Raw genomic sequence first — 16,566 nt, 5'->3', positions numbered from 1 at the left:
GGCCTCGGTTTGGCTCTGGAGATGCTGCCGGCTGCAAGGGGAGGGCTTTTGTTTAATGTTGGAACTGGGTCGCGGAAACCGGACTTGGGGTGCGGCGGCAATTTTCGAATGCGGGAAACTGGCTATCATTGTGCCAACCGCTGTCCTGCCGCCGCCCGTTTATCGGCCCGCCCCGGTGGCAAAGAAGCTTACTCTAAACGTTTGGATGAATCGAATCGCATGGCTATAGCAGACTGGTGGCCGTTCCGCCGCCGCAAGAAAAAATCGCTGCAGAGTAACGTCAACGTTTACGACGTTAACCAGCGGGTTTATACGCCGGTGGCCCAGCTCAAGCTCGGCATGTACGTGATCGAACTGGACCGGCCCTGGCTGGACAGCCCGTTTCTGTTCCAGGGGTTCGAGCTGCAAACCGAGGAAGACATCCGCAAGGTACGCGAGGTCTGCGACTACGTGTACATTGACGTCACCAAAAGCCGGAAGAAGGTGGTCGAGTACAAAGGCAGCCAAGACAACCTGTCGTTGGACAGCATCGCCGATTTTCCGCCTCCGCCGAAATTGAGCGTATTCGAAAAAGAGATCGAACGCGCCGAAGCGGTGTATCAGGAAATGGGCGTGCTGGTTTCCGATTTCATGGAGCGCATCGCCCGCGGCGAGGGCGTGGATACCAAGGCCGCCAAGGCGGCGGTGGCCGAATGCGTCAATAGCATTCTGCATTCGCCGGATGCGTTTTTGTGGTTGAGCCAACTGAAAAACAGGGACCAATATACCGCTCAGCACAGTCTGAACGTTTGCGCCTTGGCTATAGTGTTGGGCCGGCACCTGAATTTTTCTGTCTCCAACCTGAATCTGGTCGGCCTGTGCGGCATGATGCACGACATGGGCAAAATGTTGATTCCGCTGGAGATTCTGAATAAACCGGGCAAACTGGACGATGCCGAAATGGAAATCATGCGTTCGCATACCTCGCTCGGCTACGAATTGCTGAAATCCAGCACGGATATGTACACCGGAGCGATCGACACGGCGCTGGCCCACCACGAAACGCTGGACGGCAAAGGCTATCCGCGGCGGATCAAGGACAAGGGTATCTCGCTGTTTACCCGGATCGTGACGATAGTGGATATGTACGACGCGATGACCAGCGACCGGGTGTACCAGAAAGGCCGCACCCATCTCGATGCGACCGGCATTCTGTCCGATTTGAGCGGCAGCCAGTTGGACGGGCGCCTGGTCGTAAAATTCATCGAAGCTTTGGGCGTTTATCCGCCGGGCAGTCTGGTGCAGATGACCAACGGCGCGGTGGCGATTGTGGTCGAAGTCAACGAACTGGTGCGGCTGCGGCCTAAAATCATCATTTTGCTGGATCCGGAAGGGCAGCCGGTCGAGGAAAGAGTGGTCAATCTGGCCGATATGGAATTGGATCGGCGCGGCCAGGTGTTAACCATCAGGAGCATCGTCCGGGCGCAGGATTACGGTATCGACATCGGCAAATACTACCGCCAGGGCGTATTGCAAAAAGGCTTCGCTCACGCCAAATTTTGAGATGGCCGGCTGGCTGAGACCGCCGGATTTTTCCGCCGCCGGCCGCTGAGCCGGTCCAGAGCCAAATACACCACCGGCGTCGTATACAGCGTCAGCAGTTGGCTGACCAGCAGGCCGCCGACAATGGAAATCCCCAGCGGCTGGCGCAATTCGGCGCCGTAACCCGAGCCCAGCGCCAACGGCAACGCACCGAGCAGTGCCGCCAGCGTCGTCATCATAATCGGCCGGAAGCGTTGCAGGCAGGCGGCGAAGATGGCTTGTTCCGGGTCCAAGCCCTGTTCGCGTTGTGCGTGCAGCGCAAAGTCGATCATCATGATCGCGTTTTTCTTGACGATGCCGATCAATAAAATCACGCCGATCAGCGCGATGATGCTGAATTCGGTATCGCAGGCCATCAGCGCCAGCAACGCGCCCATGCCGGCCGACGGCAGCGTCGACAGGATGGTCAGCGGATGGATGTAGCTTTCGTAGAGAATGCCCAGCACGATGTAGATGCTGAACAGCGCCGCGGCGATCAGCCAGGGTTGGTTGCGCAGCGATTCCTGAAACGCCTTGGCCGAACCCTGAAAGCTGCCGCGCACCTGCGCCGGCGTGCCGATGTCGCGCAGCGTGCGCTCGATCAAGCGGGTGGCGTCCGATAACGACACGCCGGGTTTCAGATTGAAGGATACCGTTGCCGCGGCGAATTGGCCTTGGTGGTTGACGGTCAGCGGCGTGTTGCCGGGGCGGAACTCGGCCAGCGTCGCCAGCGGCACCTGGATTCCGTTAGCGGAACCGACATAGAGTTGCCTTAAGGTCTGCGGATCGCGCCAATACTGCGGCGCCAGTTCCATCACCACCCGGTATTGGTTCAACGGTTTGTAAATCACCGATACCGGGCGCTGGCCGAAGGCGTTGTGCAGCGCGCTATCGATTGCCGCCTGGCTGACGCCGAGCCGGGCGGCCTTGTCTCGGTCCACCTGCAGTGCGATTTGCCGGCCTTTGTCTTGTTGGTTGGTGTTGACATCGGCCAGTTCCGGCAGCGCCGCCAACGCGGCGACGATCTTCGGCGTCCATTCCCGCAGCAGATTCAGATCGTCCGATTGCAAGGCGAATTCGTACAACGCCGCCGAGCCGCGGCCGCCGATGCGCAAGTCCTGCACCGGTTGCAGAAACAGGCTGGCGCCGGGTTCGTCGGCCAGCTTTTCCCGCAACTGGCGGTTGATTTCGGCGATGGGGCGGTCGCGCTGCTCCGGCGGCTTCAAGATCGCGAACATCAGGCCGCTGTTGCTGTTCTGCATGCCGCCGGCAAAACCGACCACGTCGTTGATCGCCGGGTCCTGGTGCAGGATTTCGGCAAAATCGCGCAACTTGCGCTGCATGGCCTGGAAGGAAATGCTCTGGTCGGCCTGGATCGTGCCGCTGAGCCGGCCGTTGTCCTGCACTGGAAAAAAGCCTTTCGGTACGATGACGTACAGATAGGCGTTGGCGGCGATGCAGGCCGCCAGCAACGCCAACATCAGCCGCGGGTGGTGCAGCGCCCAGGCCAGGCTATGCCGGTAGCCGGCGCGGATTTTGTCGAACAGTTCCGCCGTCGCCGCCGACGCTCGGCTTGGCGGCCGCGGCGGTTCCGCTTGCAGCCAGTGTGCGCACAGCATCGGCGTCACCGTCAGCGAAACCACCAGCGACACCAAAACCGCCGCGGACAGCGTCACGGCGAATTCGCGGAACAAGCGGCCGACGATACCGCCCATCAGCAGGATAGGGGTAAACACCGCGATCAACGACAAACTCATCGCCAGTACGGTAAAGCCGACTTCGCCGACGCCGCGCAACGCGGCCTGCAGTGGCGGCAGGCCTTGTTCCAGATGGCGGTTGCTGTTTTCCAGCACCACAATCGCATCGTCCACCACAAATCCGGTGGCGATGGTCAGCGCCATCAACGATAAATTATCCAGGCTGTAGCCGCACAAATACATCACGCCGCAGGCGCCGATCAGCGACACCGGCACCGCGACGATGGGAATCAGCGCGGTGCGCAGGCGGCGCAGAAATAACAGCACTACCATGATTACCAACGCGACGGCGATCAGCAGGCTGTGCTCCACTTCGGCCACCGAGGCGCGTATGGTTTGCGAGCGGTCGGAGACCACCGACAGTTCGACCGCGGCCGGCAGCAGCGCGCGCAGTTGCGGCAGCATCGCTTTGACCCTATCCACGGTTTCGATGATATTGGCGCCGGGCTGTTTGTTGACGATCAACAATACCGCCGGCTCGCCGTTTTTCAGGCCGGTACTGCGCAAGTCTTCTACCGAATCCACCGCTGTGCCCAGATCGGCAATCCGTACCGGCGCGCCGTTGCGGTAGGCGACGATCAACGGCAGATAATCCGCCGCGTGCTCGACCTGGCCGTTGGTTTGTATTTGCCAGTGGCGGCCGCCGATTTCCAGCGCGCCTTTGGGCCGGTTGGTGTTGCCGGCGGCGATGGCGCCGGCGACCTGGTCCAGGCCGATGCCGTATTTGGCCAGAGCATCCGGATTCAACTCGACTCTGACCGCAGGCAGCGAACTGCCGCCAGCCGTGACCTGGCCGACGCCGGGCAATTGCGCGATTTTCTGCGCCAACACGGTTGAGGCGGCGTCGTACATTTGGCCGCGGCTTAACGTGGTCGAGGTCAGCGCCAGAATCAGGATCGGCGAATCGGCCGGATTGACTTTGCGGTAGCTCGGCCGGTTCGGCAGATTGCTCGGTAACAGGCTGGCGGCGGCGTTGATCGCGGCCTGCACGTCGCGGGCAGCGCCGTCGATGTCGCGACTCAAATCGAATTGCAAGGTGATGCGGGTGTTGCCGAGCGAGCTGGCCGAAGTCATTTCGTTGATGCCGGCTATCCGGCCCAGCGCCCGCTCCAACGGCGTCGCCACCGTTGCCGCCATGGTCTCCGGCGCGGCGCCGGGCAAGCTGGCGCTGACCGAAATGGTCGGGAAATCGACCTGCGGCAACGGCGCCACCGGCAATTGCCAAAAGGCCAGCAGGCCGGCCAGCGCCAAGCCCAGCGTCAACAAGGTCGTGGCGACCGGGCGGCGCACGAACGCTGCCGAAATATTCACCGGTCGTCTCCGCGCAGGCGGCGGGCCCAGCGGTCCAGGCTCAGGTAGACCACCGGCGTGGTGTACAGGGTCAGCAATTGGCTGAGCAGCAGGCCGCCGACCATGGCGGTGCCCAAGGGTTGGCGCAGTTCGGAACCGACGCCCCCGCCCAACATCAACGGTAACGCCCCGAGCAGAGCGGCCAGCGTGGTCATCAGAATCGGCCGGAAACGCAGCAGACAGGCCTGGAAAATCGCTTCCCGCGCCGGCAAACCCTGATTGCGCTCGGCGTCCAGGGCAAAGTCGATCATCATGATCGCGTTTTTCTTGACGATGCCGATCAGCAGTACGATGCCGATCACGCCGATGATGCCGAGATCGTCGCCGGCGAGCAGCAAGGCCAACAGGGCGCCGACGCCGGCCGACGGCAGCGTCGACAGGATGGTCAGCGGATGGATGTAACTTTCGTAGAGCACGCCGAGGACGATGTAGACCGTGACCACGGCCGCCAGTATCAGCCACAGCGTATCGGCCAGCGACGCATCGAAGGCCAGGGCCGCGCCCTGGTAATCGAACTGGATCGCCAGCGGCAGGCCGATTTCGCGTTTGGCGGCTTCGATCTCCCGCAACGCGTCGCCCAAAGCGGCGCCGGGCGCGAGGTTGAACGACACTGTCGTTGCCGGAAACTGGTCGAGGCGGTTGACGGCCAGCGGCGCTTGCCGCTCCGACAGCCGGGCCAGCGCTGTCAGCGGTACCTGTTCGCCGCTGGCGGACGGCACCCGCAGTTGCAGCAATTGTTCCGGCCCGCCGGACTCTACGGTCGCGGCTTCCAACACCACCCGGTACTGGTTGGACTGGGTGAAAATGGTCGAAATCAGGCGTTGGCCGTAGGCGTTGTACAGGGCGCTGTCGATCGCGGCGACGCTGACGCCGTAACGCGCGGCGCTACTGCGGTCGATCTCCAGATAGGCTTGCAAGCCGCGCTCTTGCAGGTCGCTGGCAACGTCGGCCAACGCCGGCTTACTGCGCAGGCGGTCGAGCAGGCGTTGCGTCCAAAGCGCCAACTCGCCGGCATCGACGGTTTGCAGCGTGAACTGGAACTGGGTGCGGCTGATCCGGTTTTCCAAGGTCATATCCTGTACCGGCTGCAGATACAAGCCGATGCCGGCGACGCCGGCCGCGCCGGCTTGCAGCCGGCCGATAACTTCGGCGGCGCTGTCGCGTTGGCCTTGCGGCTTCAATGCAATTAAAAACCGGCCGCTGTTCAAGGTCGGATTATTGCCGTCCACGCCGATGAACGAAGCCAGATTGGCGACGGCCGGATCGGCCAGAATCCGTTGGGCCAGCGCCGTTTGCCGTTCCGCCATCGCCGAAAACGAAATGCTGGGCGGCGCTTCGGAAACGCCTTGGATCAGGCCGGTATCCTGAATCGGAAAAAAGCCTTTCGGAATCGCCAGGTATAGCGCGACGGTCAGTGCCAGCGTGGCGCCGCCGGCCAACAGCGTCAAGCCTTGGCGCTGCAATACCCATTCCAGGCTGCGGCCGTAGGCGCCGATGGTTCTGCCGATCGGATCGCGGCCGTTGCCGGATTCGGCCGGCAGCGGCCGCAGCATTTTCGCGCACATCATTGGCGTCAACGTCAGCGAAACCACGGCTGAAATCAGAATCGCCACGGCCAGCGTGATCGCGAATTCGCGGAACAGGCGGCCGACCACGTCGCCCATGAACAGCAGCGGAATCAATACCGCGATCAGCGAAACCGTCAGCGAGATGATGGTAAAGCCGATCTGGGCCGAGCCTTTCAATGCCGCCTGCAGCGGCGAAGCGCCGCGCTCCAGGTAGCGGGAGATGTTTTCGATGACGACGATGGCGTCGTCGACGACGAAGCCGCTGGCGATGGTCAGCGCCATAAGCGTCAAGTTATTGATGCTGAAACCGGCCAGATGCATTGCGGCGAAGGTGCCGACCAACGACAGCGGCACGGCAACGGCCGGAATCGCGGTGGCGGGCAGATTGCGCAGAAACAGAAAAATCACCATCACCACCAGCGCCACCGCCAGCATCAACTCGAATTGCACGTCGCGCACCGAAGCCCGCACCGTGGCGGTGCGGTCGTTCAATAGTTTCAGTTCCACGCTTTCCGGCAGCGTCGCCTGCAATTGCGGCAACAACCGGACGATGCGGTCGGCGACTTCGATGACGTTGGCGCCGGGCTGGCGTTGGATGTTGACGATGACGGCGGGGGCGGCGTCGGCCCAGGCCGCCAATTTGGCGTTTTCGGCGGCGTCTGCCGCGCTGGCGACATCGCCCAGTCTGACCGGGGCGGCGTTTTTGTAGGCGACCACCAAGTCGCGGTATTCGGCGGCCGAGCGCAATTGGTCGTTATTGTCGATGATGGCCGAGCGGGTCGGGCCGTCGAACAGGCCTTTGGGTTGGTTGACGTTGGCGGCGGCGACGGCTTGGCGCAGATCGTCCAGGCTCAGGCCGTAAGCCGCCAGCGCTTGCGGGTTGGCCTGGATTCTGACCGCCGGCCGCTGGCCGCCGCTGATGGTGACCGCGCCGACGCCCGGCAGTTGCGATATTTTCTGTACCAGCCGGGTATCGGCCAAATCCTGGACCTTGATCAACGGCAGGTTGCGCGAGCTCAGCGCCAGCGTCAGGATCGGCGCGTCGGCCGGATTGACTTTGTTATAAATCGGCGGCAAAGGCAGGTCGGTCGGCAGAAAGTTGTTTGCGGCGTTGATCGCGGCCTGGACCGATTGTTCGGCGATGTCCAGCGCCAGGCTCAAGTCGAATTGCAAGGTAATCAGCGAGGCGCCGCCGGAACTGGACGACGACATTTGCCGTAGGCCGGGTATTTGGCCGAATTGGCGTTCCAGCGGCGCGGTGATCGCCGACGTGGCGACTTCCGGGCTGGCGCCGGGGTATAGCGTCGTAACCTGTACCGTCGGGTAGTCGACTTGCGGCAAGGCCGAAATCGGCAGCAGCCGGTAAGACAGCACGCCGGCCAGCAGCAGCGCCAGCATGATCAGCGAGGTCGCGACCGGGCGTTCGACGAACCGGCGCGACGGATTGAAACCGCCGGTTTCGCTCACGGCCGGGTTGCGGCGCCGGCCGGCGCCGGCCGCTCGGCAATTTTGACCGCCGCCCCGTCACGCAGGCGATCGGCGCCGTCGACCACCAGGGTTTGCCCGGCATCGAGACCATCCAGGATGGAGACGGTTTCGCCAGACGCCGCCCCGGTTTTGACTTGCCGTACCGTCACGGTATTGTCGGCATTGACCACATAGACGTAAGCGCCGCCGGCACCTTGCTGGATAGCCGCATTCGGCGCCAACACCGCATCGCGCAGTATATCCAGCCGCATTTTGACGTTGACGAACTGGTTGGCGAACAGGGTATGGTCCGGGTTGTCGAAGATCGCTTTCAGTTTCAAGGTGCCGGTGGCCGGATCGATCTGGTTGTCTATCGCCAGCAGTTTGCCGACGGCCAGTCGTTGCTGGCCGGCGCGGTCGTATGCTTCCACTTCCAGCGCCGTGCCGGAGCGCCAACGCGCCATCACGGCCGGAGCCTGGTCTTCCGGCAGCGTGAACACTACCGAAATCGGTTGCATTTGCGTGATCACCGCCAGACCGTTGGCGTCGCTGGCGCGGACCATGTTGCCCTGGTCGACCAGGCGCAAGCCGATGCGGCCGGAAATCGGCGCACTGATTTTGGTGTAAGCCAGTTGCAATTTGGCGTTTTCGAGCTGAGCTCGGTCGATTTCGACCGTGCCGCGGTACTGTTTGACCAGGGCCGCCTGGGTCGCGGTTTGTTGGGCGGCGATCGAATCCTGTTCCAGCAGAGTCTGGTAGCGGGCCAGGTCGAGTTCGGCGTTTTTCAGTAGCGCCTCGTCGCGCAGCAATTGGCCCTGGGTCTGCTCCAACTGGACTTGAAACGGGCGCGGGTCGATTTCGGCCAGCAATTCGCCCTGGCTCACGTTGCGGCCTTCGCTGAACGCGACTTTGACCAATTCGCCGTCGACGCGCGAGCGTAGCGTTACGGTATGCAGCGGCGTGACGCTGCCGAGGCCGTGCAGGTAAATCGGTATGTCGCCGCGTCGGGTTTGTCCGGTGGCGACGCTGACCGGCTGCGGCTCGAGTTTGCCGGTTTGGCCGGATTCCTGCTGCCGGCCGGGGCGATCCGCCAGCCAGTAGGCGGCGCCGGCCACGCCAAGGGCCGTGGCTAATAGCCAGACGGTTTTTCTACGCCGGCGATCCGGATTGTGTGGTGTCTGTTGCATTGTTTTCGGTCGTGCTTGAGTGCCTGTCCGGTGTGGAGCTTCGCTCGGGCCTGTTCAAAGCAAAAAGGCATCCTAGGATGCCTTTTCGAACCATGCCTGCTGGCGGCGAGGGTCAATCGTAGTGGTAATGTTTGCGCAGCGGTTTGACGACTTCCCACTGGCTATCCAGGCCGGCGTGAAACATGACCAAATCGCCCGGCAGGATTCTGACCGGCTCGCCGCCGACCGGCGTGACGAGGATTTCGCCTTCCAGGACGTAGGCGGTTTCGGTTTCGTCGAAATCGATGGTGAAGGTAGAGATCTCTTTTTCCCAGATCGGCCAGCTGGCGACGCCGAGTTCTTGCAAACGCTCTGCGCTGGGGTTGTGCTCTACGGTAATCAGGCTCATGAAATTCCTTGTTGGCTTAAGTTGAACGAATGCCGGATTCTAGCATTGATGCGCCGGTGCCGCCTAGGAATGGGAGGGATCGTCCGGCAACGGTTTCGGGTCGTCCCAGCGCCTGAGCTGTTTGACTTCGTCGAACTCGACGTGGGCTGGGGCGTGCTGCTCGGCCAGTTCCGGACTGGCATGCTGGTAGAGCTGGAATTCGGTGACGCTGTTGATGGTCGCCAGCTCCGGTTCTTTAGCCAGGTAATCGCGTAACCAGACGACCAGCAAGGCCAGCGCCAGGCAGCCCGCGCCGGCGATTGCGGCTTGCAGCGGATAATCCGGCCGGATCGGGCTATCCGGCAACGAAGCCCAATCCACCACATCCAGTTGCGGATTGCTTTGCCGCTGTTTGACTTCGATTTCGACCAGGCGTTGCCGGGTTTGACGTTGCAATTCCTCCAGTTTGGCCAGTTCTTCCAGCATGGTTTGGTGCTGGGCGAAGCGGTTGGTGTAATCGGCCGCCCGCTGTTGGTGGCGCTCCAGGTCCTGGCGCAGGTTTTTTACGGCGCCGCGGGCCGCGTTATAGGCGTTCTCGGCCTCTTGTTCGGCGAAGCGGCTGGCGGCTTGTTCCTTTTCGGCGATTTTACGTTCCAGCTCCGCCAATTGCGATTTCACCGTGCGCAAGGTCGGATGGAAATCGATATATTCGTCGGTGTATTGGCTGCGTTGGCGTTCCAGCGTTTCCCGCAACTTTTCGGCTTGAGCGGTCAACACCGCCAGGCTTTGCGAATCGGCGTCGGCCACTACGGTCTTGCCGGCCGCCAGTGCGTCGCGGATCGCTTCGAGTTTGGCTTTGGCCTTGGCTTCCTCCTCCCCGGCAGCGTTCAAGGCGTTGTTCAACCCTTGCAGTCGGGCGTGGGCTTCGTTATCGGTGCTTTGCAGCGAGACGATGTTGTGCTCGCGACGGAAGGCTTCGACGCCGCGGCGCTGGTCTTGCACTTGCCGGTCCAGGCGCTGTAATTCGGCGTTGATGTCGGCCGTGGCTTTGTCGCTGATTTCGGCTATGTATTCGCTACGGCTTTGTTGGTAGGCTCTGATCCAGGTGTTCAAGGCCAGTTGCAGAAAATGTGGATCCTGTCCTTCGGCGCTGAGCTGTACCAGGTTGGTATCGGCGACCGGACTGACCTGAAATAGCGCTTTGAGTTGGTTGACGCCGATGGGTTCGGCGTTTTCGGCTTTATTCAAGACTGCCGCGGTGGTTTCCAGCACGTTTTGGCCCAGCAATACCTGTTTCTGGATATTGACGTGCTCCAGATCCGCCGCGGCGTGGGCTTGATCGATCTCGCCCGCCGCCGTGGTCAGTACCAGCGCCTGGCTCTGGTAGACCGGCGGTTGCAGAAAGACGTAGGTTTCGGTGGCTGCCAACGCCGGCAGCAACACCAAAAAAAACAGGTATCGGCGCCGCAATCGTTTCGGTGCCGGTTCCGGAATGAAAAAATCGTCGGTGTCGATGTGGAAATCGTTGTGGTTCAGCAGCATAACGATTCTCTCCGCGGAATTGGCCGGTGCGGCGCTGTTCTTATTATTCGCGGGCATACCGCGCCGAGTCGCCGTACGCAGCGGCGGCCGGGAGGTTGCTGCATGTCGGCGGATGCAGTGTAAACCTTTCTGAAAATCTGGCAATTGAATTATTACCGCCGGCGCTACCCGAAAAATCGGGCGCTAATTGTGACTGGCCGCATAGTTATTGGCGCAATTTTGCGGGTTAAGTGGCGAATGGCTATAGGGTAAGGCGGCGGACTGTATTAAGCTTTAGCGGTTGATTAATTTTCGAAACATCGGGACGTTTTGGCGGATATGAAAGATAAAGACGACGGCTGGTTGCGGATTCACGTCTACGAACTGAGAGTCGGCATGTGCGTATGCCGGTTGGAAGATCCGCGGCAAGACTCGCCGTTCCTGTTCGACCGCATCGTGATCGAGAACCAGGCCGATATCAAAACGCTGCAGGATCTTTGCGATTACGTTTATATCGATGTGAAGTGGCAGAAGGCGTCGGCCGGCGCGATTCCGACCCGGGGCACCGATTCCATCAAGCATCTGAGTTTCGCCCGTTCGTTCAACCAGACCGCGAATACCTTTCACCGGACCGGCAATCTGATCAAAACCGTACTGGACGACATTCGCTTCGGTAACCAGTTCAGCGTCAGCGCGGTGAAACAAGCCGTGGCCGAAACGGTGGACAAAGTCATGGAGAATCCGGATGCGATGCTGTTGCTGACCCAGCTCAAGGATCAAGACCAATACACCGCCCAGCATTCGATGAATGTCTGCGTGTTGTCGATATTGCTCGGACGCGAGTTGAAACTTTCGCTCGACGAACTGAATAAACTCGGATTCTGCGGCTTGATGCACGATGTCGGCAAAATGAAAGTTCCGCTGGAAATTCTGAACAAACCGGGGCGGTTGGAAGACGACGAAATGGCCGTCATGCGCCAACATACGCTGCACGGCCGCAACGTGCTGATGTCGGCACGCAACGCCTATCCCGGCGCGGTGGACGTGGCCTATGCCCACCACGAACATTTGGCCGGTACCGGCTATCCGCGCGGACTGGGCAAGAGCGCGTTGTCGCTGTTCACGCGTTTGGTGGCGGTGGTCGATACCTACGACGCGATTACCAGCGACCGGATCTACCAAAAGGGCAAGCCGCATTTGGAGGCGTTGGGCATTTTGGTAAAAGGCATGAACCAGCATTACGAAGCCAATTTCGTTACCCAATTCATCAACTGCATCGGGTTTTACCCGCAAGGCAATTTGGTCGAACTGAGCAGCGGCGAAGCCGGCATCGTCGTCGAACAAAACAAGGCCGACCGGCTGAAGCCGAAAATCCTGCTGATCCGCGACCATAACAATCAGCCGATGGCGGAACGCATCCTCGATCTGGCGGTGACCGGCACCGACATGAACGGTAACCGTTACGGGATCAAGCAGGTTATCCGGCCGCAGGATTACGCTATCGATTTGAGCCAATACTGCCGGGACGGTAAATTCAGCCAAGCTTACCCAGTGGTTTCCTGAAGTCCGCTCGCGGCGGCTCGGCTTGTATTAGGCAATGTCTCCCATGGTAAAAAAAATCTGCGTCAGCCAACTTCGCCAAGGAATGTACCTGTGCGGCACCGACCGCAAATGGTGGGACATACCGTTTTTAACCACCAAGTTTCTGATCAGCTCCGATGCCGAAATCGAGACCTTACGCGAGTATTGCCGCGAAGTGTTCATCGATTTGGCAAAGGGCTTGGATGTTGCAGCACCGGACGATAACGAACCCGCCAGCGTGCTGGCGGCCGAGGCCGAATCCGGGCCGTTGCCGCAATTTTACCGACGCTTCGAGTCGGTTCTGGAGACGGTTCGCGCCGGTGGCGGCATCGACTTCGGCGCTGCCGCGGAAATCGCATCCGACCTCACGTTTGCGCTGGATAACGGCGCTGTGTCGCTAGACCGGGTGGCCGGGCGGAGTCTGGCCGATCCGGCGTTGGTGCACAAATCGGTCAATGTCTGCTTGCTGGCGCTGGGCTTGGCGCGGCACTTGGCCGTGGCGCCGGATCTACTGCGGCACACGGCAATCGCCGCGCTTCTACACGATTTGGGGCTGCTCGGCCTGCCGCAATCGATTATCGGCAAAGCCGCCGAGCTGACCGGCGCGGAACGTTCGGCGCTACGGCAACATGTCTCTGCCGGCCTGGCATTGTTGCATGGCGTGCCGGGCCTGCCCACCGAAGTGCTTGAGGCGGTCGGGGATCACCACGAACGTCCGGACGGCGCCGGCTATCCGCGCGGCTTGGTCGCCGGGCAAATCGGCCTGCCGGCCCGGCTGGTGGCGGTGGCGTCGGTTTACGAAGCGTTGATTAGCGATCGCGCCGACCGGCCGGCGCAAACCAAGCTCGAAGCGCTCGGTTATTTGTACGCGGCCAGTCCGGCACAATTCGACGCCGCCTTGGTGGCCGGTTTGATCGAGGTGTTGCACGCCTATCCGCCGGGTTGTATCGTCGAATTGGCCAGCGGGGAGTTGGCGTTGGTCGGCGCCGAACCGGCTAACGACCTAAGCCGGCCGCCGTGCCGCTTGATTGCCGATGCCAACAAGCAGTTGCTGTTTCAGGAACAACGCCTTGATTTGAGCGACGCCGCGCATAAGCATCTCGCCATAGCGCGGGTGCTGGCGCGCGACGAGCCGTTTATCGAATTGCTGGCTACTTTTGCCGCGCTGGAACGGCTTTAAGGCTGCGGAGTTTCGGCCGCGGGCGCCGGCAGCAATTGTTTAGCGAGTGCCACCACTGCGGATACCGGAATTTCGCCTATCGAAAAATCGTTTTTGTTGAGTTTGAGCGGATCGACCGGCGACGGCGACTTCAACACTTTGTTGGTTTTGGTCTGGTAGACCCGGCTGATCGGCGTCGGACCGAACAAGGTAATCGAAGGCCGGTTCATGCCCCAGGCCATGTGCGTCGGCCCGGTATCGTTGCCGATAACCAAATCCGATTTGGCTATTACCGCTTTCAAGTCGTTCAGATTCATTTGCGGCAACACCCGCGCCAGACTGCGTTCCGCCAGCCACTGCGCCATCCAGTGTTCCTTTTCGTTACCCCAACAGATCAAAAAATTGGCTTCCACGCCGAAAATGACCTGCAAATGTTTTTCCAGCGGATAATTGCGGCTGGGCCAGGTCGAGCCGATCACCAGCAGGATATTGGCTTGTGTGTCGGAAAAATAATCCGCCAGCTCGATTTGCGGCGGCCGAAAAAATAGAAACGGCCGTTTTGCCAGAATTTGTTCGCTGCCGACCTTGAGTCCGAGCGGCCGGGTCAGTACCGCGACATTGCGGTCTATCGTATTGGCATCGTAAGGGTAGGCGACCGTTTGGGCGTAAAACCAAGCTGCCCACTTCTCGCGGATCGAATTACGGTCGAAGCCGGCGCAATTGGCTGCCAACAGTCGGCTGACCAAGGCCGATTTAATCAGCCCCTGCGCGTCGATCACCAGATCGTAACCGTGTTTGGCGTAACCGCGGACTTTGCCGATTTCGCCGAATAGGCGCAGTTTATCGGTTTTCACCGCCTTTAAATTAACCGGCAGCACGTGGTCGATATGCGGATTATCGGCCAGCAGCCCGGCGAAGCGCTGCTCGACTACCCAATCGATCTGCAGCTCCGGATACGCGGCTTTGATGAATTGCAAGGCCACCATCGCATGCACGATGTCGCCTAATGCCGACAATTTGACGATTGCGATTTTCATCTGTCGGCTTCGAGTGCAGCCAGGACCTGCTCGGGGCCGAGTTCGGTTAGACAGCGCGTGTGCCCGAAAGGGCAGTCGCGTTTAAAACAGGGCGAACACGCCAGTTTCAGGCTCAGAATTTGCGCGGCCGGATTTAACGGCGGGGTGAATCCAGGATCGGACGAACCGTAAACCGCGACGATTTTTTTATCCAATGCTGCGGCTACGTGCATCAGGCCGGAGTCGTTGCTGACCACCGCGTCGGCCAGCGCCAGCAAATCGACCGCTTCGGCCAGCGTGGTCTCACCTACGAAATTGCGGCAGACGCCGCCGGTCAATTCAACGATGGCGTCGGCGACCGGCCGGTCTTTGTCGGAACCGAACAACCAGACCTGCCAGCCTTCACCGATTTTGGCCTTGGCAACGGCGGCAAAATGCTCGGCCGGCCAGCGTTTGGCCGGACCGTATTCGGCGCCGGGGCACAGCGCCAGCGCTTTTTTTTCGGCATCGATCCGGAATTTTTCGCGGGCTTGTTGGCGTTGCTCTGTGCCGATGGCCAATTGCGGGATCGGATAGTCCGGCGAGAGCTTGGCGTCGCCAGCTAAACCCAGCGCGACAAAACGTTGCACCGTCATGGTCAGCCGTTTTTTGTCGAGGCGGCGGGCATCGTTCAGCAAGCCCCAGCGTAATTCGCCGAGATAGCCGGTGCGGATCGGGATGCCGGCGAAGAACGGCACCAACGCCGACTTCCAGGAGTTAGGCAAGACGATGGCTTGGTCGTAACGGCCGCGTAGTTGGCGGCCCAGACGCAAACGTGCGCCGAAACCGAATTGGCCATGGCCCAACGGCATCGCTATGCCTTGCCGCACTTGCGGCATTCTTGCCAATAACGGCAACGACCAGGCCGGAGCCAGCACGTCGATAAGGCAATCGGGAGTTTGTTGCTTGAGGGCGATGAACAGGCTTTGCGCCATCACCATGTCGCCGACCCAGGACGGGCCGACGACCAGGATGCTATGCGGGGAAGACACGCGGGCTTAGGAAACCAACGACAACCATTCCTTGTGGTCGGCGCGGCGGCCATGGACGTAGTCGAAATACAGGGCTTGCAGTTTTTCGGTAATCGGGCCGCGGCTGCCGCAACCGATATCGCGGTTATCGTATTGGCGGATCGGCGTGACTTCGGCGGCGGAACCGGTGAAGAAGGCTTCGTCGGCGACATACACTTCATCGCGGGTAATGCGTTTTTCGATCACCTCAAAACCTTGTTCGCGGGCAATCGTGATCAAGGTATCGCGGGTGATGCCTTCCAGCGCCGAAGTGGTTTCCGGAGTGTACAGCTTGCCGTTGCGAACGATGAACAGGTTCTCGCCGCTGCCTTCGGCGCAGAAACCTTCGTGGTCCAGCAGCAAAGCCTCGTCGTAACCGGTGGACAAGGCTTCCTGCAAGGCCAAAATCGAGTTGATGTAGTTACCGTTGGCCTTGGCCTTGCACATCGTGCTGTTGACGTGGTTACGGGTGTAAGACGAGGTGCGGATGCGGATGCCTTTTTCCATGTTTTCCGCGCCCAAATAAGCACCCCAAGTCCAGGCTGCGACCATGACGTGGACTTTCAGGTTATCGGCGCGCAAGCCCATGCCTTCGGAACCGTAGAAGCACATGCTGCGAATGTAGGCCGAGTCCAGATTGTTTTTGGCGACCGCGTCGCGGTGGGCCTGGTTGATCTCGTCTTTGGAATACGGCATTTTCATGTTCATGATATGCGCGGAACGGAACAGACGGTCGGTATGCTCGGCCAATTTGAAAATCGCGGTGCTGGCATCGGTTTTATAGGCGCGCAGACCTTCGAACACGCCGCAGCCGTAATGCAGGGTGTGGGTCAGGACGTGGACTTTCGCGTCGCGCCAGTCAACCCATTTGCCGTCTAGCCAAATTAACCCGTCTCTATCATCCATCGTTGCCATGTGTTGAACCCGTTCTGTTAAAAAATCGTGCGCTGCCGTTGCGGCCGAAAATTGGCTGAAATTGTACTA

The 16,566-nt window shown here is 60.5% G+C and carries 11 protein-coding genes; 3 read left to right on the top strand and 8 right to left on the bottom strand.

Features of this window, described 5'->3' with window-relative positions; translation table 11 throughout:
* Positions 1-219: 219 nt before the first annotated feature.
* A complete protein-coding gene (locus tag VXJ35_RS17150) occupies positions 220-1,542 on the top strand; it encodes an HD-GYP domain-containing protein (RefSeq protein WP_064023569.1) in 1,323 nt (440 codons plus the stop codon).
* Here the strand turns inward: VXJ35_RS17150 and VXJ35_RS17145 are convergent.
* From VXJ35_RS17145 to VXJ35_RS17125, 5 genes are all read right to left on the bottom strand, one after another.
* Positions 1,527-4,628: a multidrug efflux RND transporter permease subunit gene (locus VXJ35_RS17145; RefSeq protein ID WP_064022497.1), complete on the bottom strand. Its 3,102-nt coding sequence runs from the start codon at positions 4,626-4,628 to the stop codon at positions 1,527-1,529. The two genes, VXJ35_RS17150 and VXJ35_RS17145, sit on opposite strands and share 16 nt — an antisense overlap.
* Positions 4,625-7,702: an MdtB/MuxB family multidrug efflux RND transporter permease subunit gene (locus tag VXJ35_RS17140; protein WP_082880972.1), complete on the bottom strand. Its 3,078-nt coding sequence runs from the start codon at positions 7,700-7,702 to the stop codon at positions 4,625-4,627. Before VXJ35_RS17140 ends, VXJ35_RS17145 begins: the two co-directional genes overlap by 4 nt.
* On the bottom strand, positions 7,699-8,889 hold the full coding sequence (locus tag VXJ35_RS17135; protein ID WP_064022496.1) for an MdtA/MuxA family multidrug efflux RND transporter periplasmic adaptor subunit: 1,191 nt from the start codon (positions 8,887-8,889) through the stop codon (positions 7,699-7,701). The genes VXJ35_RS17140 and VXJ35_RS17135 overlap by 4 nt, the downstream gene beginning before the upstream one ends.
* 112 nt (positions 8,890-9,001) lie before the next feature.
* Positions 9,002-9,277 (bottom strand): cupin domain-containing protein, encoded by a 276-nt coding sequence (locus tag VXJ35_RS17130; RefSeq protein ID WP_054759866.1) that lies wholly within the window; start codon positions 9,275-9,277, stop codon positions 9,002-9,004.
* Positions 9,278-9,340: 63 nt separating this feature from the next.
* Complete coding sequence (locus VXJ35_RS17125) at positions 9,341-10,798, bottom strand: hypothetical protein (RefSeq protein WP_197495875.1); 1,458 nt, start codon at positions 10,796-10,798, stop codon at positions 9,341-9,343.
* Positions 10,799-11,116: 318 nt separating this feature from the next.
* Here VXJ35_RS17125 and VXJ35_RS17120 point away from each other — a divergent pair, with 318 nt between their 5' ends.
* Both VXJ35_RS17120 and VXJ35_RS17115 read left to right on the top strand, forming a co-directional pair.
* Positions 11,117-12,340 (top strand): HD-GYP domain-containing protein, encoded by a 1,224-nt coding sequence (locus tag VXJ35_RS17120; protein WP_064022494.1) that lies wholly within the window; start codon positions 11,117-11,119, stop codon positions 12,338-12,340.
* Positions 12,341-12,383: 43 nt separating this feature from the next.
* Positions 12,384-13,538: an HD domain-containing phosphohydrolase gene (locus VXJ35_RS17115; RefSeq protein WP_064022493.1), complete on the top strand. Its 1,155-nt coding sequence runs from the start codon at positions 12,384-12,386 to the stop codon at positions 13,536-13,538.
* Here VXJ35_RS17115 and waaC read toward each other — a convergent pair.
* The 3 genes from waaC to VXJ35_RS17100 are packed head-to-tail and all read right to left on the bottom strand — an operon-like array spanning position 13,535 to position 16,497.
* The gene (gene waaC, locus VXJ35_RS17110; RefSeq protein WP_064022492.1) at positions 13,535-14,554 is read right to left on the bottom strand and encodes a lipopolysaccharide heptosyltransferase I; all 1,020 of its coding nucleotides are present in this window, start codon (positions 14,552-14,554) and stop codon (positions 13,535-13,537) included. The genes VXJ35_RS17115 and waaC overlap by 4 nt on opposite strands.
* Positions 14,551-15,564, bottom strand: coding sequence for a lipopolysaccharide heptosyltransferase II (gene waaF / locus VXJ35_RS17105; protein WP_157198210.1), 1,014 nt, complete (start codon positions 15,562-15,564; stop codon positions 14,551-14,553). The genes waaC and waaF overlap by 4 nt, the downstream gene beginning before the upstream one ends.
* A gap of 6 nt (positions 15,565-15,570) precedes the next feature.
* Positions 15,571-16,497, bottom strand: coding sequence for a branched-chain amino acid transaminase (locus tag VXJ35_RS17100; RefSeq protein WP_064022490.1), 927 nt, complete (start codon positions 16,495-16,497; stop codon positions 15,571-15,573).
* Between the last annotated feature and the right edge of the window lie 69 nt (positions 16,498-16,566).

It is taken from the genome of Methylomonas sp. DH-1 (genome assembly GCF_046097555.1).
Lineage (GTDB): Bacteria > Pseudomonadota > Gammaproteobacteria > Methylococcales > Methylomonadaceae > Methylomonas > Methylomonas koyamae.
Note: the sequence above shows the minus strand (reverse complement) of the source record. Positions and strands in the feature narration are given on the sequence as shown.

Coding starts and splice junctions, on each gene's coding strand:
- waaC (WP_064022492.1), bottom strand. CDS start 14,554: ATGAAAATCGCAATCGTCAAATTGTCGGCATTAGGCGACATCGTGCAT.
- VXJ35_RS17100 (WP_064022490.1), bottom strand. CDS start 16,497: ATGGCAACGATGGATGATAGAGACGGGTTAATTTGGCTAGACGGCAAA.
- VXJ35_RS17135 (WP_064022496.1), bottom strand. CDS start 8,889: ATGCAACAGACACCACACAATCCGGATCGCCGGCGTAGAAAAACCGTC.
- VXJ35_RS17125 (WP_197495875.1), bottom strand. CDS start 10,798: ATGCTGCTGAACCACAACGATTTCCACATCGACACCGACGATTTTTTC.
- VXJ35_RS17115 (WP_064022493.1), top strand. CDS start 12,384: ATGGTAAAAAAAATCTGCGTCAGCCAACTTCGCCAAGGAATGTACCTG.
- VXJ35_RS17130 (WP_054759866.1), bottom strand. CDS start 9,277: ATGAGCCTGATTACCGTAGAGCACAACCCCAGCGCAGAGCGTTTGCAA.
- VXJ35_RS17120 (WP_064022494.1), top strand. CDS start 11,117: ATGAAAGATAAAGACGACGGCTGGTTGCGGATTCACGTCTACGAACTG.
- VXJ35_RS17150 (WP_064023569.1), top strand. CDS start 220: ATGGCTATAGCAGACTGGTGGCCGTTCCGCCGCCGCAAGAAAAAATCG.